The organism is Streptomyces sp. NPDC048484, assembly GCF_040651415.1.
GTDB lineage: Bacteria > Actinomycetota > Actinomycetes > Streptomycetales > Streptomycetaceae > Streptomyces.
This window is the reverse complement of the sequence record NZ_JBEZJY010000006.1, coordinates 177293-200417: the sequence shown is the minus strand read 5'-3', so window position 1 is coordinate 200417 and position 23125 is coordinate 177293. Positions and strand designations below refer to the sequence as shown.

Annotated in this window: 13 protein-coding genes; all 13 read right to left on the bottom strand. The window is 72.1% G+C overall.

Features of this window, described 5'->3' with window-relative positions; all coding sequences use genetic code 11:
- Positions 1-96: 96 nt before the first annotated feature.
- The 13 genes from AB0D14_RS08435 to AB0D14_RS08375 all read right to left on the bottom strand — a co-directional run bounded on the left by AB0D14_RS08435 (position 97) and on the right by AB0D14_RS08375 (position 23108).
- Positions 97-2247, bottom strand: a complete 2151-nt coding sequence (locus AB0D14_RS08435; protein WP_362776072.1) for a hypothetical protein — start codon at positions 2245-2247, stop codon at positions 97-99.
- Entirely contained in the window at positions 2247-6206 is a 3960-nt protein-coding gene (locus AB0D14_RS08430; RefSeq protein WP_362776071.1) for a putative baseplate assembly protein, read from the bottom strand. Before AB0D14_RS08430 ends, AB0D14_RS08435 begins: the two co-directional genes overlap by 1 nt.
- Entirely contained in the window at positions 6203-9415 is a 3213-nt protein-coding gene (locus tag AB0D14_RS08425) for a putative baseplate assembly protein (protein WP_362776069.1), read from the bottom strand. The genes AB0D14_RS08430 and AB0D14_RS08425 overlap by 4 nt, the downstream gene beginning before the upstream one ends.
- Entirely contained in the window at positions 9412-9798 is a 387-nt protein-coding gene (locus AB0D14_RS08420) for a GPW/gp25 family protein (RefSeq protein WP_362776067.1), read from the bottom strand. The genes AB0D14_RS08425 and AB0D14_RS08420 overlap by 4 nt, the downstream gene beginning before the upstream one ends.
- Positions 9795-10148 carry a hypothetical protein gene (locus tag AB0D14_RS08415; protein WP_362776065.1) on the bottom strand — a complete coding sequence of 118 codons (354 nt, stop codon included), beginning with the start codon at positions 10146-10148 and terminating at the stop codon, positions 9795-9797. Before AB0D14_RS08415 ends, AB0D14_RS08420 begins: the two co-directional genes overlap by 4 nt.
- A gap of 49 nt (positions 10149-10197) precedes the next feature.
- The gene (locus AB0D14_RS08410; RefSeq protein ID WP_362776064.1) at positions 10198-10734 is read right to left on the bottom strand and encodes a phage baseplate assembly protein V; all 537 of its coding nucleotides are present in this window, start codon (positions 10732-10734) and stop codon (positions 10198-10200) included.
- 67 nt (positions 10735-10801) lie between these two features.
- Positions 10802-11941 (bottom strand): hypothetical protein, encoded by a 1140-nt coding sequence (locus AB0D14_RS08405; protein WP_362776062.1) that lies wholly within the window; start codon positions 11939-11941, stop codon positions 10802-10804.
- On the bottom strand, positions 11934-12311 hold the full coding sequence (locus AB0D14_RS08400; RefSeq protein ID WP_362776060.1) for a hypothetical protein: 378 nt from the start codon (positions 12309-12311) through the stop codon (positions 11934-11936). The genes AB0D14_RS08405 and AB0D14_RS08400 overlap by 8 nt, the downstream gene beginning before the upstream one ends.
- Positions 12312-12321: 10 nt before the next feature.
- Positions 12322-13008 (bottom strand): hypothetical protein, encoded by a 687-nt coding sequence (locus tag AB0D14_RS08395; RefSeq protein ID WP_362776059.1) that lies wholly within the window; start codon positions 13006-13008, stop codon positions 12322-12324.
- A complete protein-coding gene (locus AB0D14_RS08390; protein ID WP_362776058.1) occupies positions 13005-13700 on the bottom strand; it encodes a hypothetical protein in 696 nt (231 codons plus the stop codon). Before AB0D14_RS08390 ends, AB0D14_RS08395 begins: the two co-directional genes overlap by 4 nt.
- Complete coding sequence (locus tag AB0D14_RS08385; RefSeq protein WP_362776056.1) at positions 13697-20641, bottom strand: DUF4157 domain-containing protein; 6945 nt, start codon at positions 20639-20641, stop codon at positions 13697-13699. Before AB0D14_RS08385 ends, AB0D14_RS08390 begins: the two co-directional genes overlap by 4 nt.
- On the bottom strand, positions 20638-20973 hold the full coding sequence (locus tag AB0D14_RS08380; RefSeq protein ID WP_362776054.1) for a hypothetical protein: 336 nt from the start codon (positions 20971-20973) through the stop codon (positions 20638-20640). The genes AB0D14_RS08385 and AB0D14_RS08380 overlap by 4 nt, the downstream gene beginning before the upstream one ends.
- Complete coding sequence (locus AB0D14_RS08375; RefSeq protein WP_362776052.1) at positions 20964-23108, bottom strand: ATP-binding protein; 2145 nt, start codon at positions 23106-23108, stop codon at positions 20964-20966. The genes AB0D14_RS08380 and AB0D14_RS08375 overlap by 10 nt, the downstream gene beginning before the upstream one ends.
- Positions 23109-23125 lie beyond the last annotated feature (17 nt).

The following is a 23125-nucleotide window of genomic DNA, read 5'->3' as shown; positions in this document are numbered from 1 at the left end:
CCTGGTTGGGAAGGTGCGATGTCACAAAGTCGTCGGGCAGGGCAGGGCAGTGCAGAGCGGGGCACGGCGGGGCGGGGCGACCGGCCGCGGTCGGGGCTACGTCACGAAGAAGATCCCGGCGTCCGTTCCCGCGGGCGTGTACTCCGCGAGCCGTGCCCGCAGGCTGTCCTCGCGTTGGGGCCGGTACAGGTCGTGGAAGGCGCCGAGTTCGGCTCCGTCCTCCGCGCCGCGCCGGATCTCCTCGGCACACCGGTCGGCAGCCAGCCCGTACCAGGGCGTCCCGTAGCGCGTGGACGTGAACCGCGGCCGTACCCGGGAGGCCTGGCCGGGGCCCGCCAGGTCCGGCTGGCAGCGGTACCTGCGGGGCGTACGGGACCCGGTGGGGACGTACGAGAACCGCAGGCAGCCGATGCCGCGCCGGGCCACGTGGAGCCGTCCGGTGAACAGCGAGTTCTCGGCGATGCGGACCGCGTGTGTGTGGATCTCGCCGATCACGGTCGTGCGGTGGAGGTGCAGGACGGCGTGGGCGTGCCGGCAGTCGGGGGCCGAGAGGGCCTCGCGGTCGTCGGCGGTGGCGTCCAGGACGCTGTCGCGCAGGTGGATGTCGAGGGGCTCCTCGGAGACCTCGTCTCCGATGACCTCGATGGTGCCGAGGATGCTGTGCTCGATCTGGAGGCACGCGGTGGTGCGCTCCAGGACGATGCTGGGCTCCTCGGGCGAGTGGGGGTCGCACTCGGGCTCCAGGGACCAGCCGGGCACGAGCGTGCAGTGCCGTACGACGACGGCGCCCATCGGGCCGGTGACGTTGATGCCGCGGCCGGTGACGAGCAGCCCGTCGAGCACGAGCCGTGGCCGCTCGCCGGGGGCGCAGTCGTCCGACACGGCACGGATGTTGAGGGCATCGGGGCGGTTGCTGTACCAGTCGAGCAGCCGGATCACCGGGCGGGTGCCGTCGGCCGCGCGCAGTTCCAGCCGGTCGCCCGGGTCGAGGTCGAAGTCCAGCTGCTCCTGGTAGGCACCGCTGTGGGTGATCTCGATGATGCCCTCGGGGCCGCAGCGGCCCGCCCGCCGGTCGTGCTGCCAGGCCCGGTAGGCGTCCATGATCTGCCGGTGGCTCTCGCCGGGGCCGACCCGGAACACGGTGGCGTCCGGGCGCGGCTCGCGGTCGCGTACGTACTCGCCGCCGCCCATGTCGGCGCCGGACGCGTAGTGGTAGTCGACCCAGACGCCCTTGCGGGGCGCGCTCCGTGCGCCGAAGGCGATCCGGCCGAGTTCCGGGTCGACCGCGACCTGGCCGCGTTTGGGCCGGTAGCGCCAGTCCGACAGGTCGGCGACCACGATGTCGGAGGGCGGCACCGGCCGGTCCTCCCCGTCGCGCCGGATGACGAAACTCTTGCCGGGGCCGTAGTGGTCGGCGAGGCGGTCGCGGAGCGGGCGGCGCCGGATGAAGGCCGGGACGTTGTCGATCGTCGCGATGTGGGTGGGCGAGGGCTCGGGGACGGGCCTGGTGACGAGCGGGGTGTCGTTGCCGAGGATGGAGAAGGTGTAGAGGTTGCGGGCCCGGTCGACGCAGTACGCGGGCGACGACGTCAGCGAGTACGCCTTCAGCCGCCAGACGTGGAGTCCGACGCCCGCTGGGGTCCAACCTCCTTGCCGGTGGCGGGAGTCGGCCCTGCGTACGTCGGCCGAACGGGCCGTCTCGCCGAAGGGGCCGCCCGCCAGGTCGAGCGCGGAGCCGTCCCTGAGGTCGACGAGCCGCCCGCGGGTGCCGCGCGGGGCTCCCCCGGCGCCCCCGGTGCCGTACAGCTTCACGGGCTGCTGGTGGGAGACGTGGCGGGAGAGTTCGACGGCGCGTGCGGGCCAGCCGGCCACGTTCTCGGAGAGTTCTTCGAGGAGGTGGAGGGTGCCCTTGCGGCGGCGGTTCGCGACGGTGGCGGCGACGTCGGCGCGTGGTGCGACGGCCTCCGTGAGCGCGGCCTGACTCCCGCCGCGCAGACCGGTGGTGAGCACCCCCTCGTAGCCGGGCAGCGTCCGGTAGCCGACGAGGTCGCCGAGGTACGGCAGTACCCAGGGGGCCGCCGTCTCGACGAACAGGTCCTCGTAGCCCTGCTCGACCCCCTCCCGTACGAGGTCGAGCTGCTCGGCCATGACCGCGAGCAGCGCGCGCAGGGGTTCGCCCTCCTGGGCGTCGCGCAGCCGGTGCCACTGCGGAAGCAGCTCGGCGAGTCCGTCCGGTTCCCTGGACATCACTTGACCTCCGTCAGAATCAGGGTGTCCGCGGCCCTCGGCGACAGCAGTGCGAGCTGCGCCGGGCGGATGCCGCGGAAGACGTACACCGAACGGCCCTTCGGCAGGCGCCGGGTGTCGGTGATGTCGGGGTTGAGGCGCAGGAGTTCGGCGAGCGGGACGCCGTACCGGCCGCAGATCTGCGACAGCGTCTCGCCGTCCTTGGCGCGGACGGTGTGCAGCTTCTCGTCGTACGTCGCGTCGCGCGCCGGGACCGATGCCTTCGGCGGGCCAGGGTCCGCGAGCAGCTTCGTGAGCTCCTCGGCGGTCGTGGAGGCCGGGACGCCGGTGAAGACGTCGACGTCCACGTAGTCGACGCCGGGCACCTGGTGGGCCGTGGCCAGGATGTCGGAGAGGCGGGCGGGCTGCCCCAGCTCCCTTCCCTCGAAGCCCAGTCGGCGCAACAGGGCCTGGCGCAGCCGGGGTTCGACGATCTGCCAGGAGTGGTCGGGCGCCACCTTCACCTTCGCGGACACGAGCAGTGCGACGAGTTCGCGGGCGTCCACGCGGACCGGCAGGTTCGGGTCGCCGTACTCGGTGAGCGCCGCGCGCAGGGCCCGCAGCAGGGGCGAGTCGCCGCCGTCCCCGTCCCCGTCCCCGGCTCCGGCTCCGGCTCCGGCTCCGGCTCCGGCTCCGGCTCCGGCGATGGGCACGTCGTCCGTGCCCGCGACCGTCACGTGCAGCACCCGCCGCCGCCCGTCGAAGAGTTCGCGCGCGACGGCCCGTCCGATGCCGGCCCGGGAGCGGGCGAAGTCCTCGTAGTCGGCCTCCGACACCAGCCGGTCGAGGGCCGAGACGGCCAGCGGGATCGTGCGCCGCGTCAGGGCGGGCCCGTCCGCGTCCGCGCCGCCGGTGGCGGGGCGCGGGTTGGTGACCGCGGAGACGCCCAGGGGCCGGGTGAGGGCCTGGGTGACACGGCCGGCGGCGACGTTGGCGGCCCGGCCGGTGCCGAAGCGGTAGCGGGCGCGGATGTTCTCGTGGCCGCTGGGCAGGCGGGCGCCGTTGACGCCGTCGCCGAAGGTCACGGTGGTGCGGCCGTCGGCGGTGCTGCCAGTGATGTACACGCGGTCGCGCGGGCCCCGTCCGGCGAGGCTGTCGACCTCGTGCCAGAGCACACCGTCGGCCCGCACCTCCAGGACGGGGGTGGCGCCGAGGGGGTTGTCGTCGGCGAGCCAGGTGAGGGGCGACTGCCACAGCACGAACGTCTGGTTCACGCGGTCGGAGTCGCCGCTGCCGATCGCCTCGTCGCGGCCCTCGCCGTGGGTCGCCTCGACCACGTTGCCGAGGATCCGCACGCTCTCGCGGCGGTAGCGGTACGCGAGGTCCGTGGTGAGCGTCAGCTCGGTGTGGACGTGGTCGCCCGGGAGCCGGGGGTCGACCGCGGGCTCGGCGGCGGCGACGGTGACGACCTCGGTGGCCCGTACGGCGGCCGTGCCGGGGAGGTCGCTGCGCTCTCCGTCGACGATCAGTGTGCGGCCGGGCCGCAACCCGTCGTACAGCTCGGCGAGTTCGATCTCGTTGCCGTGCAGGTCCTCACCGAGCGGTTCGTCGGCGAGGCGCAGTGGTTCGCCCTGCGCGTGCACGGTGGTGTCGCGGATGTGCGAGAGCAGGACGTCGAACTCGTCCAGCCACGGGTCGGCGAGGACGAGTTCGGTGCCCCGCCCTGTGATGCCGTAGTTGGTGTACGCGGCCGTCCGCGCGGCCACCACCTTCGTGGTGACGTACGCGAGGGCCGGGTCGCCCGGGATGCCTCCCTCGGCCCCCTTGGCGGGGCGCTGGATCGCCACCCAGCTGCCGACCGTGATGCCGTCGCGCACCGAGTCCAGCTGGAGTACCCGGCGGTTGGCGGGCTCCGGCTTCGAGGCGATGACCACTTCCACGTTCGGGGCGGCGCTGCCCACGGTGTAGGTGAGGTTCACCTCGTACTCGCCGTGGGTGAACTGCTCCGGGACGCCCGGCCGCAGGGTGACCTCCTCGGTGGTGCCGTTGTGGACGCCCACGCGGACCAGGCCGTCCTCGTCGGGGCGGGACACGAAGAGGGTGCGCTCGGGCAGGCCCGCACGGAGCACCGCGGTGACGCCGGGCTCCTGGGAGTCGGTGGGCCGCCTGTTGAGCCAGCTCAGTTCGCGGTCCTGGCCCGCGCGGGTGGACACGTCCACCTCTCCCGTGCCGAGGCGGAAGGTGACCGGCACGGTGACCGGGAGGTTCTCCGCGCGCTGGTCGGAGCTGCTGCCCTCGACGTACTGGAACTCCGCCCGGACCGGGGCCCTGCCCGCCGTGTCGAACACGACGCGCATGCTGACCAGCAAGGCGCCGGTGAGTGGCCAGTCCGCGGTGCGGATGACCCGGCCCCGGTCGTCCTGGACGGGCTTGAGCGGGGCCATCGCGCCGAAGGGGGCGGCGGTCACGCGCAGGGCGAGGAGTTCCCGCAGGAGTTGCGGGTCACCGGGGGCGGCGGCCGTACGCCAGGCCGGGTAGAGGCCGGTCAGACCGGGGTCGAGGACCGAGAGCAGGCGGGCCGTGTCCGCACCGGGCCGCCGGGGCCGGGCCGCCCCCGCGGCAGGTGCCGGTGCCCTGCCGCGGAGCGCCGGCAGGACGGAACCGAGAGCCTGGAGGGCGGCCTCGTGCCGGCCGGGGGTGGCCGGGGCGGCAGGGGCGAGCGCGCCGGGTGGCGCAGTCACCGCCGGGGTGTGGGCGCCCGTCACTGCCGAGGCGTGAGCGCCGGTCGCCGTCGGGTCCCGACCGTCCGCCGGCGGCACCGGGACCGGCTGCGCGGGGGCCAGCTCCAGGGCGCGCTCGGCCAGTTCGGCCAGTACGGCCTCCAGTTGCTCGAACCAGGCCGCCACGTCCTCGTACGGTGTCGCGAGGACCTGGGCCTCACCGAGGCGGGCGACGGGTTCGGCGAGCCGGGCCGCGAGGCTCTCCGGCGTACCGATGCCGTCCAGGTCGGCGCGCAGGGGGGCGAGGACCTGGTCGTCGAGGTCCTCGATCAGGCGGCTGACCGGGCGCGGGTTGGGTGCCTCCGGTGTGGGCGGTTCCTCGCCGGGCTCGCCAGGGGCCTCGGGCTCGGCGGTCCAGCGCCGTACCTCGTCGACGAGTTCCCTGAAGGTGGGCGGGGCCGACCGGGGCAGACCGATCGCGGTGATCTCGTCGTCCCGGTCGACACGGACGCTCGCCACGGGCAGCAGCAGCCGCTGTGCGCCCGCCTGTTCACCGAAGACGAAGAGCAGTTGGTCGCCGACGGCGAGGGAGTTGGCGGTGCCCTCGACGAAGAGCACGGACCGGCGCTCCAGGTCCTGCGGGGTGAGGAGAGAGGGGCGGCGGCGGCGGACCTTCAGCTCGTTCCAGTCCCAGCGGGCCGTCAGGTCACGGCTCGTCTCGAAGGTCTGGGACTCCTCGTCGGCGGACGCGGGCACGCTGTGGCTGCGCGCGCCGCGTGGGATCACCACGGGCAGGGTCTCCGCACGTGAGTCCCGTTCGAGGCTGTACGCGAGATGGGTGGAGGCGGCGACGCCCGGACGCGGCCGGTGGCCGACCAGACGGCCGAGCAGCGCCAGTGAGCGGTGCTCGTCGGCCGTGCGCAGATAGGCCTCGTCGGCGATCCGCTCGGAGTGGAAGGTGAGCAGGTCGCCCAGGACGGCGGTGGCGTCGAGCAGGCCGATCGCCGGGTCGTCCGGGGTGCGGACCGTCAGCCCGTCGAGTGCCGGGTACGCGGGTGAGGCGAGCCGGTCGAGGAGGGCGGTCAGGAAGGAGCCGTAGTCGCCGACGCGGTAGTCGAGGCCGGTGCGGCCGGGAGGGTTGTGCGGCAGGGCGGGGGCGAGGCGCTCGTCGTGGCCGCCGCACGCGCCGCCACCGCCGTATGCGCCGTCGCCGGACCGGCCGTCACCGCACGCGCCGCCGCAGGTGCAGTCGTCGCTCATCGGGCGCCTCCGAGGGATATCGCCAACCGGCCGTTCTCCGGTCGGTCGGGGTCGTTGTCGCAGGTGGCGATCTCCAGGGGGCCGAGCCGCAGCACGCCGTCCTCCCTCTCTCCTCGGTCCTCGTGGAACAGCCTTCGCAGGCGGGTGACGTGGACGCTCTCGACGCCCGGCACCGCGGCCGCGACGGCGACCAGGCGACTGAGCCGGACCGGTTCGCCGAAGGTCAGCGCGTCCGGGTGGAAGAAACCGAGCCGCCCGCCCGGGAGGCGGCCGCGGCCGAGCACGCGGTACAGCTCGGCCAGGATCTGCCCGTGCTGGTGGCCGGGGCTCGCGCAGACCCGCAGCGCGAGGTCGAGCGGCACCGGCCGGGCCGCGCCGACCACGAGGTCGTGGCCGATGCGGCGGTACGCCTCCAGGGCCTGGGCCACGTCGGCGAGCAGCGCCGCCGAAGGCTCCCCGGTGCCGTACGCGTCCACGGCGATGTGGGCCTCCTGGCCACTGCCGGTCCAGCGGATCGTGGCGGCGGCCCGCTGTACGCCGGGCAGGGCGGAGGCGAGAGCGGCGTAGTCGTCCGCGGTGACGGCGCGCAGGCGGGTGCGGCGCAGGTCGAGCGGCGCGAGCTGGCGGACCTGCTCGACCGGTTCGGGCTCCGTACCGCCCACGGCGGGCAGCGGGTTGCGTACGCCTGCCACCGGCGGTCGCTCGCAGTCGCCGGTGAGGACGAGGTGGTTGACGGCCTCCGCACCCACGTTGCCCGCGCTGCCGCCGCCCAGCCGGTAGTGGAGTTCGAGCCGGGCACCGGGCGTCGGCCTCGCGGCGTGCCGGCCGTCGCCGAAGCGCAGCGCGAGGCGTCCGTCGTCCTCCAGTTCGCCGACGAAGTGCCGGTCGCGGGCCGCGCTGTCGAGCAGGTCGCGGCGCGGTTCCCAGGTGACGTCGCCGTCGGCGAGCCGGACGGCCGGCAGGGCCTGTCGTGGATCGTGCCGCAGCGCCGCCGAGGCGGGGCCGCGCAGGACCTGCTCACCGGGATGCAGCCCGTCCGCGTATCCGGGCCCCCAACTGTGTGCGATCTCCCAGGCGATGTGCCCGTCGAGGACCGTGCCCGCGCGGGCCCGTGCCGCGAGCACCTGGACCCGTCGGAGCTTCGCGTCGAGCAACCTGTCGCTGCGGAAGAGGAGTTCGCGCAGGGCGCGGACCGGGTGACGGCGGAGTTCGAGCCGTTCCAGGACCTTCAGGCCGTAGAGCACCGCGAGTTCGGCGATCTCCTGTTCGCCGAGCCCGTCGCGGTCGCGGGCACTGCGCCACAGCTCGACGAGGCGCTGTTCGACCCGTCCCGGGATGGCGGCGATCCGCTCGGCCTGGCCGCCGGCGACGGCCCGGGGGTCGGGGAACGGCACGGCCTGTGTCACGGGCGAGCGGCCGAGCACCGGCCGGAAGCGGGGTGTGATGCCCGGGTACACGGACTGGGCGAGCAGCGTCCTGAGGGCCGCGGCCTGGGCGTATGCCGTGCCCGGCACGACACGCCCGCCGTTTCCGGCCGCAGAGGGACCTGCCCCGGCGCCCGTCCGGTTTCGCCCGTGTCGCTGCCCGGCGAGTTCCAGGCCGAGCCCGGCGCGTGCGGTCGCGTCCTCGCCGACGACGTCGAACAGTTCGGTGATGTCGTCGGGGCTGAGCGGGTCGCCGCACTCCGCCTTGTCCGTGAGGGAGTTGATGAGCCGGGCGGGTGCGTTGCCCTCGTCGCGGTCGCCGCAGCCGAAGGCCGGCCCGCCGCAGGAGCCGACGACGGCGGGCACGGGCGGCACGGTCACCGTCTCCGGGAGGCCGTCACCGCACCAGTTCAACGAGCGGCCGTGGTCGACGAGGACGACGTTGCCGCGTGCGAGGGTCACGTCCTCGACGGGCTCGCAGTCGCGGCCGCCGCGGGTGGTGAGGCAGAACGGGAAACGCAGCGCGTCCTCGGCGGCCCAGGTGACCTCCAGGACCGGCTGGTCCTCGATCCGGTCGACAGCGGGAGTGACGGAGGTCAGCCGCACGGCCTGCCGGTGGGCGGGGTTCGCGTCGCCGGGGGTCCCGGTGCGCGGTCCCTTCACCTCCTCCAGGACGAGTACGTCGCCCGGCCGCACGCCGAGTCGGCGTTCCTCGCAGGTCTCCGTGTCGCGCCACTCGTCGCGCAGGGTCGCGGCGGTCGCGCCCTTGGGCAGGGAGTGCACCTCGCCGCCCCAGGTCCACAGCCGGATCGCATTGTGGGCGGCCCGCAGCTCCAGCGGGTCGGCGGACGCGACCGGTTCGAAGACCTCGACGGAGCCGCGCTCGTCGAGGTCGGCGAGGTCTGCGTCGCCGATGACCGTGCCGGGCTCCGGGCGGTCGTGCGGGTCGAGGGTGCGTACGTCGACGGAGGCGAAGCGGTACGTGCCCGGGGCCAGGGTGTGTTCGCCGGCGGTCTCCACGGTGACGTACGTGCGCGCGTTGCAGCCGTCGTGCATCGCGTAGTCGATGAGCCGGACGTGCCGGCGGACCGAGACGCGGCGGCGCGCAGTGTCGAGATACGCCTCGGTGGCGACGGCGTCCTGCTGATAGCTGATCTGGTCGCCGGTGTACGCGAGCATCTCGACGAGCGTCGTCCCCAGGTCGGCGGGGCTGCGCTCGATCCAGTCGGGGGTGGTGAGCGCGAGCCGGTCGAGGAGCAGCTTGCGGATGGTGTCGTAGTCGCGGGCGGTGTAGTCGACGACGGGCGCCTCGGGGAACTCCCGCGTCTCGTGGGGCGGGTCCGCACGGTGCTCGTCGGCACAGTTCTCGTGGGCGCAGTCGAAGGGCGTCGGGCAGTCGGGCCGGAAGACGAAGGAGGCGCTGTGATAGCGCTGGTCGAAGCCTCGGTACGGCTCGGTCCCGGGACGCCCGTACGGGTCGGTCTCCACGAGGGAGAGCCGGTAGCGGGACGCGTCGCCCGCCCGGTCGAGGGTGACGTACAGCCGGTCGTCGAGTTCGGGGTCCTCCTCGCGCTCGACGCTGATGTCGACGGCCTCCACACCGGTGATACGCCGGCCGCCGTCGATGCGTACGTTCTCGGCGCACAGGCCGTGCGGGGCCTTGCCGAGGAAGGTGACGGTGAGCGTGAGTCCGTCGTCGCTCACCTCCACCGCGTCGACTCCGTTGAGCTGGGCGGCTCTTACCTTGCCCCGCCGGGAGGTGGTCGTGGTCGTGCTGGTGCTCATGCGGCGGCCCTCCCTTCGAAGACGTCGTCGCGGCGCGTCCCGGTGGAGCGCACGGCGTAGGAGAGGTGCACCCGGATCGTGTCGTCCTCGCCGGCCACGTCGAGGGCCTCCACGTCGACGAGGTCGCCGAGCCAGCGCTGCAGGGCGGCCTGCACGGACAGTTCGAGGGTGCTGGTGAGTTCGGGGCTGTTGGGCGCGAAGACCAGGTCGAGCAGTCCGCAGCCGAAGTCGGGGCGCATCACCCGCTCGCCGGGGCTGGTGAACAGCACCTGTTCGATCAGGTCGCGGACGTGCTCGTCATGGCGCGCGTGCGCGGTGCGGCCCCGGCGGTCGGCCCGGAAGGGGAACGCGATGTCGGTACGGGGGCGGGTGCGTGGGTTCATCGGACGGTCACCTTTCGCCGGCCGGCCTGGACGACGGGCGGCCCCTGCGGCACGAAGGCGGCCGTGAAGCACTCGGCCGCGGAGATGTCGAGCAGGACGGGCGAGCCGCCGGCCGTGACACCGGTGCTCTGGGCCGTCCAGCGGACGGAGACGCACGGCTCGGGCACACCGTCGACGGTGTGCGGGCAGCCGCTGACGACGTACCCGTGCGCGGCCGTGGCTACGGGATGGCCGTCCATGAGCACGGTGGAGGTGGATGTGGTGGCGGTGGTGGCGGGTCCGCCGTGCGGGCAGCTGATCACGGCGCCTGCGCCGAGCAGGCTCCCGGACGCCCCTGTCGCTCTGGACACTTGATGGATCCCCGTCTTCCTGTCGCTGTCACTGAAGCTGTCGCGGTCGCTATCGCTTCGAGAGCACGGTCAACTGGCCCTCGTTGATCGTCACTTCCTTGCCGCGCAACACGACCTCGGCACCCGCGCCGGTCGCGATGACCACGGCCTCCTGGGTGATGCGGATGTACGCGCCGCCCTGGGCCTGGAGCAGAATCCCCTGCCCGGGACCGGCGGTGTCGCTCATCACGAGCTTGTGCGCCAGGGGCGTCTGCACGACGACCGGCTTGTTCGGCGAGGACGCCGCCAGTTCCCGGCGCGCGTCGGGCGGCAGCTCCTCGGCGGCCCCATACCAACAGCCCGTCCAGATCGGGAAACTGGGGTCGCCCTGCTCGAACTCCACCCAGACGCCCGCGCCGGGCGGCGGCACCGCGAACTGACCCGACTCCGGCCCGGTGAAGGGCAGGCAGGGCAGCGCCCAGGTCGACGGCTCGTCGCCCAGGACGTCCGGGACCTCGGCCGTGATCCGCCCGATCCGCAGCGGGTCGTCGTTGTCCACCACCCGACCGCGGAACTTTCCGAGGTAGCGATTACTGGGTGCCGCCATGCTGAACTGCTCCTGTTGTCTGTTGGCCCGTCGGCCCGTCGGCTGTTGCTGGTCGTGTCCCCGGGTCTCAGGGCCTGACGTAGGCGCTGCGCGCCCCGAGCCCCTCTCGCGAGACGGTGAAATTCTGCTGGTACGAGCCCGGGCGCAGGTTGTGCGTGACGGACTTGACGTAGTAGTCGCCGTCGTAGGCCCGTCCCGCGCCGCGCACACCGACCAGTTGGCGGGGCTGGAGGATGTAGCCGTGCCGGTTGACGTCGAGCGAGCCGGAGCCCGAGATGACGTCGGCGGACACGGCGGCTCTGGCGAGGAGTTCGGCCTCGGCCTGTTCGCGCTGCTGCTTGGCGGTGCCGGTGAGCGTTCTGCGTTTGAGGGCGGGTGTGGGGCGCTTGCCGAGCGGCGGGCGCAGGGGGCTGATCGGCGGCTGCGGGAGGAGGGTGGACTGCCGGGTCCCCGGGTCCTGCCAGCGGGCCTGCGGCTCTTCCCGCGCCGTTCCGTCGTACGAGAACGTCAGCTGGTCGACGGTGGAGTTGTTGTCCATGTTGACGTTGAGGGCGTGCTGGCGGATGCCGAGGCGCACCTCGGGTCCCCAGCGGGCGGACGAACGGCCCGGGGTGGGGCCCGGCTCCAGGTAGAAGGTGTAGCCGTTGGCGCGGGCCAGCTCGGTGACGTACTGCAGGTCGGTGCCGGTCTGGTAGTGCACGCGGAGGTCCTGGTGCGGGGGCTGGGCCACCTTCTCCGTGTAGACGTCGGGCCGGATGCCGTAGTCGGAGTAGCGGCGCAGGATCGCCAGGACTCGCTCGGAGGGCGGCAGGTTGGGGTAGCGGTCGGTGCGCTCCTCCAGGTCCATCAGAAGCGTCAGGTCCTCGCCGGTGACAGTGAGGGTGGAGTGGCCGGGGCGGTTGCTGGCGCCGACCTCCTGACGCACGATCAGGCCGTCGAGGAGCACGTCGGGGGTGCCCTTGACGGTGACCGTGACGATGATCCGGGTCTTCGGGTCGAAGAACCCCTCGGGCAGGAGCTGCCGGCTGATGACACCGTTCTTGGTGAGGTCGAAGGCGAGCTGGAAGCCGCTGCGTTCGCCCGCGGTGGCGGTGATCTGGGCGGACAGCAGCGCTTCGGTGACCTCGGCGGGGACGGGTCGGGTGAGTTTCGGTCCCATGCGGAGGGTGATGTGTACGGGGCCCTGGCCCACGGGCAGGTCAAACACGCCGCTCTCCCCTGCCGCCGGGGAGCCCGCCGGCGAGTGGGATGTCGATGACACGGCCGGCCTCGTCGGTCAACTCGCGGGGGTCGAGTACGGGGTTGGCGTCAGCGATCTGCCACCACTGGGCGGGGTCGCCGAAGTAGCCCTGGCCGAGGAGGTCGGGTCGCTCGCCCGCGCCGACGGTGTGGGGCTGGGTCTCGTCGTCGAACAGGTCGAGCGGCGGCAGCAACCGGCGCTTGGTGTAACGGACTTCGGTGCCGTCGGGTCGGCGGTGCACACCGATCTCGGCGTCGTGGTAGCGGCTGGTACGGGGGTAGGGGTGGGCGCCCGGTATGGCGTCCAGGGCGCTCTCGTACGGCTCGATGTCGGGCATGGTGGTCTACTCAGCCCCTTCCGGTCACTGCGTTGGTTCCGGTGAACCCGAGCGATCCCAGGCTGCCGCCGCGGGCGGCTGCCGCGAGGCGCTCCTTCTGTGCGAGGTGCGCCAGGTAGAGGTCGGCGCCGCGGTGCCCCACGGGCAGGTCGCTGACGGTGAGGATCTTCATGCCGATGCTGAGCGAGGCCCTGATCGGGTTCAGGTTCACGTCGAACGCGGACTCGTTGATGGACAGTTCGGTCAGCCGCACGGGCATGACCCGCTTGCTCCCCCAGGTGAACAGCGTCAGCGGCATCTCGATCGGGCTGATCTCGATGGTCCCCTTCTGCGCCAGCCGCATGGCGGCGCGCAACTGGGCCGTGGTCGGCTGCACCAGCATTTCGAGCGTGGCGAGCTGGGGGTGGATGCCGTCGGGCGCGGCGATCTCCAGCTGGTCGGTGGCGTCGATCTCGGCGGTGAACTTCCAGGTCTCCTGGGCGGGACCCTTCAGCCGCAGTGCCTCGTTCCGGTCCCCGCTCCCGGCCCCACCGCCTGAGGCGTCCCCGCTGTCCCCGGCGGTCTGCGGCGAGACGCTGCGCTCCAGGGTGTCCGGGTTGAACTGCAGCACGATGACCCGCTGGGGGGTGCCCCGGTCGGGGTCGACCACGACTATTCCGGAGCGGATGGGTTTGGGGATGTCGGCGTAGCGGGTCACAGGCGCTCCTGGAGTCGGGTCCGCAGCTCGGCGTAGTCGTGGTCGGGGAAGGACCGCGGAAAGACCTCCAGCATTTCTTTGAGGCCTCCGGCAACGGATGTGAACCCCGGGTCACCGAAACCGGTGTCGCAGTAGAGGTACTGCCAGCCGATGGTTCCCTTGGTGATGAGCAGGATGTCGAGATATGCCGCGTAGCCCAGCTCCATGGGAATGGCGCCCTGACGCATGTCGAGGTACCAGACCTCCGGATTCGTCGCACCGGGCACAATCCGTAGGGCGGCCATGCGTCCGGTGCCGCTGCGTGGCGTGTCGTCGAAAACCCTCAACTCCCGGTGGAGAGCCCGCTCCTCGTCGTCGGAACCCTCCCAGGTGTGGTGCAGACTCCGCCCCGCCATGCTCCCGTACACATGCTTGAGGTCGATTTCTCCGACCAGCTCGGTGTCCGGACTCGAAGAGCGCCAGTGCGCCTCGATGCGATTGAACCGGAAGAAGTGCTCCCGGATTTCGGGTACGAGTGACAGTTCGCTGTCCCGCGCCAGGCCCTTGAAGACCCTGTCCACATCGCCGAGTATTTTGGAGATCGTGCCGAACCGGGCCTTCGAGACGGTCAAGTCCGGGCATTCTCCCAGGTCACGCAGCATGTCGGCGCAACGCCGCTCATAAGGGAACTCGTAGTTCTCATCGGTACTCATGACGGTTCTTCGTCTTTCCACTTGACCTTGCCCTGGGCGTCCAGCGCGAAGAGGTTTTCGAGCATGGACTCCAGATTTCCCATGAAGTAACCGCCGCCCTTGTCTTCTCGGCGCTCCCTCATGAGCGCCGCGACCTCGTCCGCGTTCTCGAACTCCCCGCCGTTCTCCGTGCGAACAGCCAGGAGGTGGTCGGCCAGGGACCGCTTGCACTTCAGCATATTGCCGATGATCTTGTGGCCGTCCTCGTTGATGTGGAGCTTCCCCGACTCGTCGCTGCCGGGCGGCTCGACCTTCTGCGGAAATTCTTTGACCGCCGACTCGATTCTTTTCCAGTCACCGGGTTCCCGGCCGGTCCCCCGGATCGGCTCGTACCGCCCGTAGGCCGACCGGATGTAGCTGGGGAAGTCGGTGAATTCCGGGTCGCTCGTGTGGTCGAACCTGACGTCGGTCTCGTACCAGATGATCCGGTCCGCCTTCGACTCGGCGTCGCTCTGGATGGCGTTGTACGCGAAGTTCTCGATCTCGTTGAGAAACTTGATGTTCGTCCTGATGCCGCGGGCGGGAACGAGATTGTTTCCGACCGCCCTGCCGCCCAGGCGCTCGGGCAGCAGATGCATCCGCACCCAGGCGCCTTCTCGCCCCAGGCCGTTTTTCTCGATGTAGTCCCAGCCGGGGGGCTGCCCGTCCTTCGCCAGCCTCGCGTCCTCGCCCGGACCGCCGAACACCGTCTTCGAACGCTCGCCCAGGAACTCCGACAGATGCCCCGTGGCACGCCGATCCGCGTAGTCGGGGTACTGGGGATCCGGAATTTCGTTGAAGCGGCGCATACTCGCGGCCTCCGCGACCTCGGCCATCGCCGCCCGCAGCTCCGCACGGTCCGGGTTCCAGCGGGAGCGCTCACTCTTGGGCACCCTCGCCGGAATCCGGTCGTCTATCTCCGCCGCCTTCTTGTGCCACAGCGTCATCTTCTTGATCGCCTTCGACTGCTCGGCCTTCTGCGACGCGTTGGACTGCCGTGCGACGTCGCGCCGCCAGTCGGCCAGGAAGTTCGGCACCTCCGTCGGGATGCTGTGGACGAAGAGGTCCGCTCCCCGGCCACGGCCGTGGAACCTCAATGTGTGCAGTTCCCCGCCCTCGTCGCGGAAGCGCGCCTTCGGCCGTTCGAGAGTGGTCATGGGATCGTTCTGCTTCCGCACCCGCTCCCTGTCGTGCCGTTTGGTGCGGCGGTCCCGCAGCCGGTCGTGGCGGCGTCGCCACTGGTCCCGCATACGGCGTACGCGGTCGTTGAGCCGACGTCCGAGCCTCCTGCCCTTGCCGTAGAGCCTGCGTCCGGCCCGACGCACCCTGTTCACGGCCGACTTGACCGTCTGGCGGGCGCGCCTGATCCGGCCGGGACGATCCCTGTCCCGCCCCCTGTCGTTGTCGTCCCTGTCCCTGTCCCTGTCCTTGCCCGTGTCCTTGTCCGTGTCGTGACGCCGGTCGTCCCTGTGGTCCCGGTCCGGGCGGCGGTCATCCGTCCGATGCCTGCCGTCCGGACGAGCACTCCTGGTGTCGCGGTCCCGGTCGTCGTCCGTACGGTCCGTGTCCCGACGGCGGCGGTCGGGTCGGAGCGTGTCCTTGGCCGGGCCGCGACGCGCCGGCCCGCCGGCGCGGTCGTCCCGGTCCTCGTCGCGCCTGCGCCGTGCGGCGTCCCGCTCCCGGCGCCTGGCCGCGTTGACCTCGCGGCCCTCCTCGCGGCGTTCCTCGTCGTCGCGGCGCTTCTTCGGCCTGGTGGTGTGCGCGGGGCGCGGCTTCTTCCCGGGTGACGAACGCTTGCCGGGGGCCGGCTTCGACGGCGGGCGGGACGTCCTGTCGGAGGAGGGCTTGCGCGGGGCCGGACGGTTGTCGGTGGGGCGGTCCGACGCGCGATCGGCCGGGCGGTTCGGGGCCGGGGTCCGGGCCTCGTCGGGCGTGGGCGCCTGGTCCTTGGGCTTGGAGGGTGCTCCGGGCTGGTCGGGGTCGTCGGACCGGCCCGGCTTGTTCTTCTTGCCGCGGATGTTCTTCAGGATGTCGCCGAGCTTGTCGGTCACCTTGCCCATGAAGCGGCTGACGCCCTCGATCAGGAACGTGTAGACCAGCTCCAGCAGCGCGACGACCCCCGCCGCGACCGCCTTCGCGAACGGCAGCGCGCCGTTGCCGCTCTTGACCGACTTCAGGAAGTCCATGAACAGGCCGAAGGCGGCGAGGATCTCACTGAGCGCGCCCCAGGCGGTCTGCAGGGCGTCGATGACCGCCATGACCCAGCCCACGCCGGGAATCAGCTTGGCGACGACCTTCTCGACGACCATCACGCCGATGATGACCGGGAGTTGGGGCAGCGCGGCGTCCCAGGCCATCTGGCCCATCTCTGCCACGGTGACGCCGCCGTCGAGCAATTCCTGGAAGTCCTCCAGCGGGACGCCGATGATTTCCTGGACCTTCTGGTCGAACCAGGCCTTGACCGCCGTCTTGATCTCGTCGAACAGGTACTCCCTGGCACCGGTGTCCGCGGCGGCCCCGGCCTTGCTGATCCAGTCGCCGGGATCGGAGACGACGTCGTTGAAGATGGCGGCCCACTCGCCGAGGCCCTCGACGACGGCGGCCCCGAACTCCAGGGCGCCGACGGTGACCGTCTTCGCGACGTCGACCGCCGCCAGCAGACCGGTCTCCAGTACGTCGAGCCCGGCGAGCAGCGCACCGCACAGACCGTCCAGCAGCTTCCCGGCGACCTCCTTGAGGGCGTCGGCGTAGTCATTGACCTTCTTCACTGCCCAGTCGCGCGCGCCGTTGATGGTGTCGCGCCACTTGTCGCGCATCGCCGGGTAGTCGGCGAGGAGTTCGTCACCGAGGGCGATGAGGGCGTCGGCGAAGTCGTTGATCTGCTCCACGACCCAGTTGCGCGCCGCGTCGATGAGCTTGAAGACCTGCTGCTTGAACTTGTCGATGAGCTCGGTGACGGCCTTACGTGCCTTCTCGAAGACGCTCTTGATGGCGTTCTTGAGTTCCTCGAAGAACTCTTTCAGCTTGTCGATGGCCTCTTCGAGCCAGTTGTCGGCGTCGCCCTTGCCCTCTTCCTGCTTCTTCTCCGCCTCGCGTTCGGCCTTGGTGTCCTCGTCCTCGATCTTCTTGTTGTCGTCCTCGGTGCGCTTGTCGACGTCCTTGTCGGTCTCCTCGTCCTTGTCCTTGATGTCCTTGCGGACCTTGTCGTACTTCTTGCCCTTCTTGTCGTCTATCTCCCCGACCTTGTCGTCCTGCTCCTTGCGCCACTTGTCGCGGGAATCATCGATTTTGGTCCGGCCCTGCTCACGCGTGGCGGCCTGGCGCTCGCTGTTGGACGAGACCTCCCGCTGGAGATCCTGGTCGTGCCCCCGCTTGTCGTCCTGCGCCTTCTTGTCCTTGGTCCGGCGTTCCTGCGTCATCTTCTGCCGGCCGTCGGCGAAGCCCGCCTTGATCTGCGGACCACGGTCGTGCTCGGCCACGGCGGACGCGGACTCGATCGGCACACCGCTGGACGGCTTGCGCGCGCCGCCCGCTCCGGCACCCTTGCGTCCGCCGCCCGCCACCTTTCCGGTCAGGGTCTCGTCGGGGACGTCCGGGTAGATCTGGTCCTCGCCCATCGGCCGGGCCGCGTCGTCACGGCCGGCCCGGTGCAGCTCGGTCTTCCGCTCGTCGAGCTTCTGTCCCTGCTCGTCCGTGCGCTGCGGATCCGAGTCGTTCTCCAGCGGCAGCCTGGGGGCGTCGCCCACCCGGGCCTTCTTCAGACCCTCGTCCTCGGTCGGCAGCTGCAGGATCGAGTCGATGACATCGTCGAGCGGCAGGATCTCCTTGAGCAGCTTGCCGAACAGCTGGGCGCCGATCGTGACAGCGATGTCCCACCAGCTCGGTTCCGGCGCGTTCGCGCCGGGGGCCTCGCCCTCCGGTTTCTGCTCACCACTGATCTCGGGCGTCTTGCCGCGGGCGGCCTCGGTGCGCGCGACCTTCGCGTTGGTGTAGGTCCCCGAAGCCGCCGCCTTCGGGCCGCCCGGCACCGTACGCGGGGAGCCGGACGGCCGCTGGGTCTTCGGCGGAGCCTTGCGCAGCGCCCCGCGCTCCTTCTCCACCGAGCGGCCCACGGCGCCGTCGACGCCCTTCAGCGTCTCCAGGGCCTGGTGGGGCTTGAGCGACCCTGCCGTGGCCAGCCCCGACTCGGGCGTGGCGTTCGAGACATCGGGGGCCGGAGCTTCCTTCTTCGACTTCGCCGGGCGGGACGCACCGGCCCGGCCACCGCCACGGGCACCGCCGCGCACGGGTGCCGGGGCCGAGGACGAGCGGCTGCTTCCACCGCCGCCTCCACCGCCTCCGCTGCGGGCCTTCTTGGCCACCTGCCGGGCGGCCTGCCGCTTTGCCCCCGTCGGCTTGTTCTGTGGGGCGGCGCCCGCTGCTGCCTTGGACGCCGTGGAGTTCGAGGGGCCCGCGGCCTTGGGTGCGTTGTCCTTCGGCTCCGTTCCGGCGGACATGGGGTAAGGGCCGTTGCCCGGCGCCAGTTTCGGTGCGGAGGACGGCCCCGGAGCGGACACCTTGTCAGGTCCGGTCGTCGGCCCGGCCTCCGTTACGGGGCCATTGCCCTCACTCACACCTGACGTCTCAGGAGCCTCCGCGGCGTCGGGGTCCTGCGTGTCCTTGCCGGTCGTGTCCTTGCCGGTCGTGTCCTTGCCGGAGGCGGATTCCTGCTCGGTACCGGACCGGCCACCGGTCTGCTCGGCCCGTGCGCGGTCCGTGTCCCCGGCGCCGGTGCTCTGCCCACCACGGGGACCAGCCGAACCAGCAGAACCAGCACCTGTACTCGACTGCGAGGAGCCGGAGGCGGTGCTCCCCGCTTGTCCGCGCCCGTCCTCGCCGGCCTTCGCCAGCCGTTCGGGCGGTGCCGTCTCACCGCCTGCCGCCGGCCCCGGAGCGCCCGCGCCGTCGTCCGCCGTGCGCACCGCCTCGTCACGGCGCCTGGCCTCGGCGTCCTCCCGGTGCTCGTCCGCCTGCTCCTTGTCCCGCTCGGCCTCATGGCGACCGGTGATGTCCGGGGCGGCCCGGCCGTCCGGGGCGGAGCCGCCCGAGAGCGTGCTGCCGGGTGGCTGACCGGAATCGCCATCCCGCTCGGCGGTCGGGTCGGCCTGGAGGTCCTGAAGCTGACGGTCCTCGTCCTGCCGGTGCCCCTCGCGCTTGTCGTCCGACCGGTCCGCCGCGGGGGTCGGAGCCTGTTCGGGGGCCATGGGCCCGCCGGCCGGGTCCTCGTCGTCCGTCGGTCGAGGGTTCGGCTTGACCGGACTCAGAGCCGCAGGAGTCGAGGTATCGCTTTCGAACTCAGCGGTCGTGTCCTCACCGCCGGACGCCCCGGACGCGCCGGACGCCTGGTCCTCGCCGTCGTCCCGGTCGTCCTCCGCGTCGAGGTCCGACGATTCGCCGACCAGCCCCAACGGCTCGTCGTCCGCGCCCTCTTCGTTCTCCGGATCGCCCAGGGAACGGCCCGTGCCGAGGTCGTCTCCGGTCCTGGCCTTCTCGCCCGGTTCGGCCCCACTCCTGTCCACGGCTGCCGGGGCATCCGCGGCAGCCCGGCCGGCGGCGGGGCCTTCGGCCAAGTCCTCGCTCTGCTGAGACTCCTCTTCGGCGGCCTGCCGCTGCGCCTCCTGGGCGGCCTCCTCCTCGGAGCCCTCCGCCTTGCGCTCCTCCCGCTGCTCCTCCTTCTCCTTCTCCTCGGCGCCCGCCGCGTCCTTCGTCTCGCCCTGTGCGTCCTTCTCGTCCTCCTCCGCGGAGGTGTCCTTCTCGTCCTTCTGTGACCGGGACCGGTCCTGCTGCCGCTCGGCCGCCTCGCCCTGGCCAGCCCCCTCTTCATGCTTCTGATCCTGGTCCTGAGGCGCCGTGCCCTTGCCGTCCGCGTCGGCGCCGTCCCGGCCGCCGGGTGCGTGCGGCTCGCCGGTCCTCCCGCCGCCTTCTCCAGGCTTCCCGCTCTGCGGGTCCCGGCCGTCGCCAGTGCCGCCGAGTCGCCCGGCCTCGTCCCGCCGGTCGTCCGATTCCGCCGCATCGCGCTCGCGTTCCTGGGCGATCTCCTCCGCCTCGCCGGGGACGGCAGCAGGTGCCGAGGCCGCGTCCAGAGGCAGCGGTCCCTGTTCCTGCTCCTCGACCAGGTCCAGCAGCCGGTCGACGACCGGTGCGGGCAGCCGTACCTCCAGCCGGTCGAGAACGCTGTCCTGTACCTCCGGTGCCAGCCGCGCCAGTTGGATCCGTACCCGGCCGGAGCGATCCTCCGGGTCCCCCCGCAACGATCGGACGAGCCCGTTCGCCAGCCGGTCGACAAGCGTGGCGGGATCGAGCGCCTCCATACGGCGGCGGTCGGCGTCCACGGTCGCGTACCGCAGCCACCCCGGCGTCGCCTGACCCTCCTCCACCTGGACGTCCGGCTCGGGCCCCTCGGGACCGGCGGCATTCGGCCGTACGACCTCAAGGGCCGCCGACTCCGCCTCGCGCTCGATCGCCTGCTGCGGCAGACTCACCGCACCCATGTCGCGCCCGGCGCGCAACGCGCCAAGACCGTGAGGGTTCTGCACGGTGTGCAGCAGTTCGTGGGCGAGGAGCCGGCGGCCCTCGTCGGTGCCCGGCTTGAACGCGCCCTCACGGAAGAAGACGTCCTGGCCGACCGCGACCGCGTCCGCGCCCACCAGCTCGGTCAGCTGCCCCGCGTCCCGGCCGGTGTGCAGCCGTACGCGACCGAGGTCGTGGCCCAGCTGCTCCTCCAACTCCCGTCGTACGCCGGGGTCGAGGGGCTGTCCGGCGCCGCTGACGATGTTCTTCGGTTCGGGTGTACGGGACTTGGCGGCCCGTTCCTTGCGCCTGCGGCGCCGCTGCTCGGCCGACTGCTCCGAACTGGCGTCCTGGGTCGGGGAGTTGCCTCTCACTGCGTCACCTCCCCATGGCCACTCAGGCCTTCGTGCACCGCGCGTGCCAGCTCCTGGCCGAGCCGTCGCGCCGACAGCCCGGCGGGCAGCGGCGGCAGCCCGGACAGCGCGTCCAGGGTCACCCCGCCCCGCTCGGCGGCCAGCGGCACGCCGTGTTCCCTCACCAGCCGGGTGAGTTCGCGCTCAAAGGCCTCGGACACCCGGTCGGGGTCCGCCCGGAACCCGTCGAGGACGAGTTCGCCGACGTTCACCCGGATCGCGTCCGGCCGCCTGCCCGCACCGCCGTTCGCGTCCCTGCCCGCTTCCCTGCCCACTCCCGTGTTCACACCCATCCGCGGACCTCCCCGGGCGTGAGGGAGCGCTCCAGCTTGAGGTACTCGGTACGGGCCGCCGCGAGCATGTGCCGCATCTGCAGGCGGTCGCCCTCCTCGGCGGCGAGGAAGGCGCCGGAGAGGGCGATGTTGCGGATCGAGCCGCCCGCGACGGTCAGTTGGGCCAGCAGCTCCGGCTCGATGCCCTTCACCGGGGTCTGCGGCGGCAGCACGCGGCGCCAGATCTCGGCGCGCTCGTTCTCGGCCGGGAACGGGAAGTCGACGATGAAACGGATCCGTCGCATGAACGCCGTGTCCAGGGCCTTCTTCATGTTGGTGGTGAGGATCGCGAGACCCCGGTACGCCTCCATGCGCATCAGCAGATAGCTGACTTCGAGGTTGGCGTACCGGTCGTGGCTGTCCTTGACCTCGCTGCGCTTGCCGAAGAGGGCGTCGGCCTCGTCGAACAGGAGGAGCGCGCCCCCGCGTTCGGCGGCGTCGAAGACACGACGCAGGTTCTTCTCGGTCTCGCCGATGTACTTGCTGACCACCTGGGACAGGTCGATGACGAAGAGGTCGAGGCCCAGCTCCTTGGCCATGACCTCCGCAGCCAGGGTCTTGCCGGTGCCGGAGCCGCCCGCGAAGAGCGCGGTGACACCGAGGCCCCGGCGCAGGGTCGCGGCGAATCCCCACTCCTGGTGGACCGTTGCCCGTTGCCGCACATGCGCGACGATCTCCCGCAGCACGCCGGCCTGCCGCTCGTGCAGCACGAGGTCGGTCCAGCCAGCGTCCGGCTCGATACGGCGGCCCAGCTCGTCCATGCCGATCCGGGCCTCGTTCATCCCGGCCCGCCAGGCGAGTCGCACGGGGTCCGGCTCGTCCCCGGCGGGCAGATCGCGGCGTACGGCGGCAGCGGCGGACCGTACGACATGGGGTGGCAGCTGGAACTGCGCCACCAGCGACCGCAGTTCACCCTCACCGATCTCGGCGATGTCCTCGAACGCCCCCGTCCACAGGCCCAGTTGTTCCTCGTCGTTCAGATGCGGCACCGTCACCCGCTCGCCGCGCGGCCGGTCCGTCTGTCGCGGGTCGGAGCTCGACACGACGACGGGAACGGCGGCCCCGGCCAGAAAGGCGTCGGTCGCCGCGTGCTGGTCACGGTCGAGTTCGCCGGCCTCGACGAGCAGGGCGGAGGGCAGCAGGATCGCCTCGCGCTGCCACAGCCGGGCCAGCCGGTCGCGGTCGCCGGGGGCGGTCGGGATGTCCTCGGCGTTCATCGCGTACAGCGAGAGCCCGGAGCGGGCAGCCGCGACGGCGGCGATGTCGGCCCGGCTGCGCAGGTCGCCGCCGACCACCTCGACGAGCAGCGGCGCGTCCGGCCGCGCGCCCGTCGTCCAGCCCGCGGCGACCCGGCTCGCGGCCAGGTCGTACGACGGCGGAAGCTCCTCCGGGACCGGGGCGCGGCGCAACTGGCCGTGCAGGCGGGCGTCCAGATAGGGCGAGCCGAGAAGGAAGTGCAGAACGCGCTCGTCGAGCCGCAGGCGGGACATGGTCAGGCGCGAGTCGTCGTCCAACTCGACGACACGCCAGCGCCGCAGGGGTGCGACCGGAGTCAGCGCACTCCAGTGCGGCTCGGCCAGCGCGGCCAGCGCGAGCGAGAAGGTGGGGTACGCACGCTCCGTGTCGCCACTCGCGGCGGCACAACGCGCTGCGGTCGTCGCGTCCAACTCGTAGGCGGCGGTGAGGAGTACGAGGTCGCGCTCGAACGGGGTGAGGCCGAAGCAGGCGACGAGCGCGTCGAGGGGGCCCGTCGCCGGACCCGACTGACCCACCTGACCCGCCGGACCCGCTGGACCCGCTGGACCCGCTGGACCCGCCTGATGCCGTACGGGACTGTCGGCGCCGTCCGGCCTACCGGACCCGGGCCCGGGCCCATCGCCGCTTTCAGGGCCGGAGCCCGTGCCCCCGCCTGTGTTCGGGTTCGCGCCCGCGCCCGCCGACTCGGTCACGCGGGCCGCATGGGCGTCGACACGGGCGAGGACGCGGCGGATCTCCGCAGTCAGGGTCAGGGCCGGGCTGTCGCCCGGTGTGCCCTCCGTTCCTTCCGTACCCCCCGTTCCTCCCGTGTGCGTCGCGCCCGTCTCGTACGTACCCATGCCCTCACCTGCCCCCG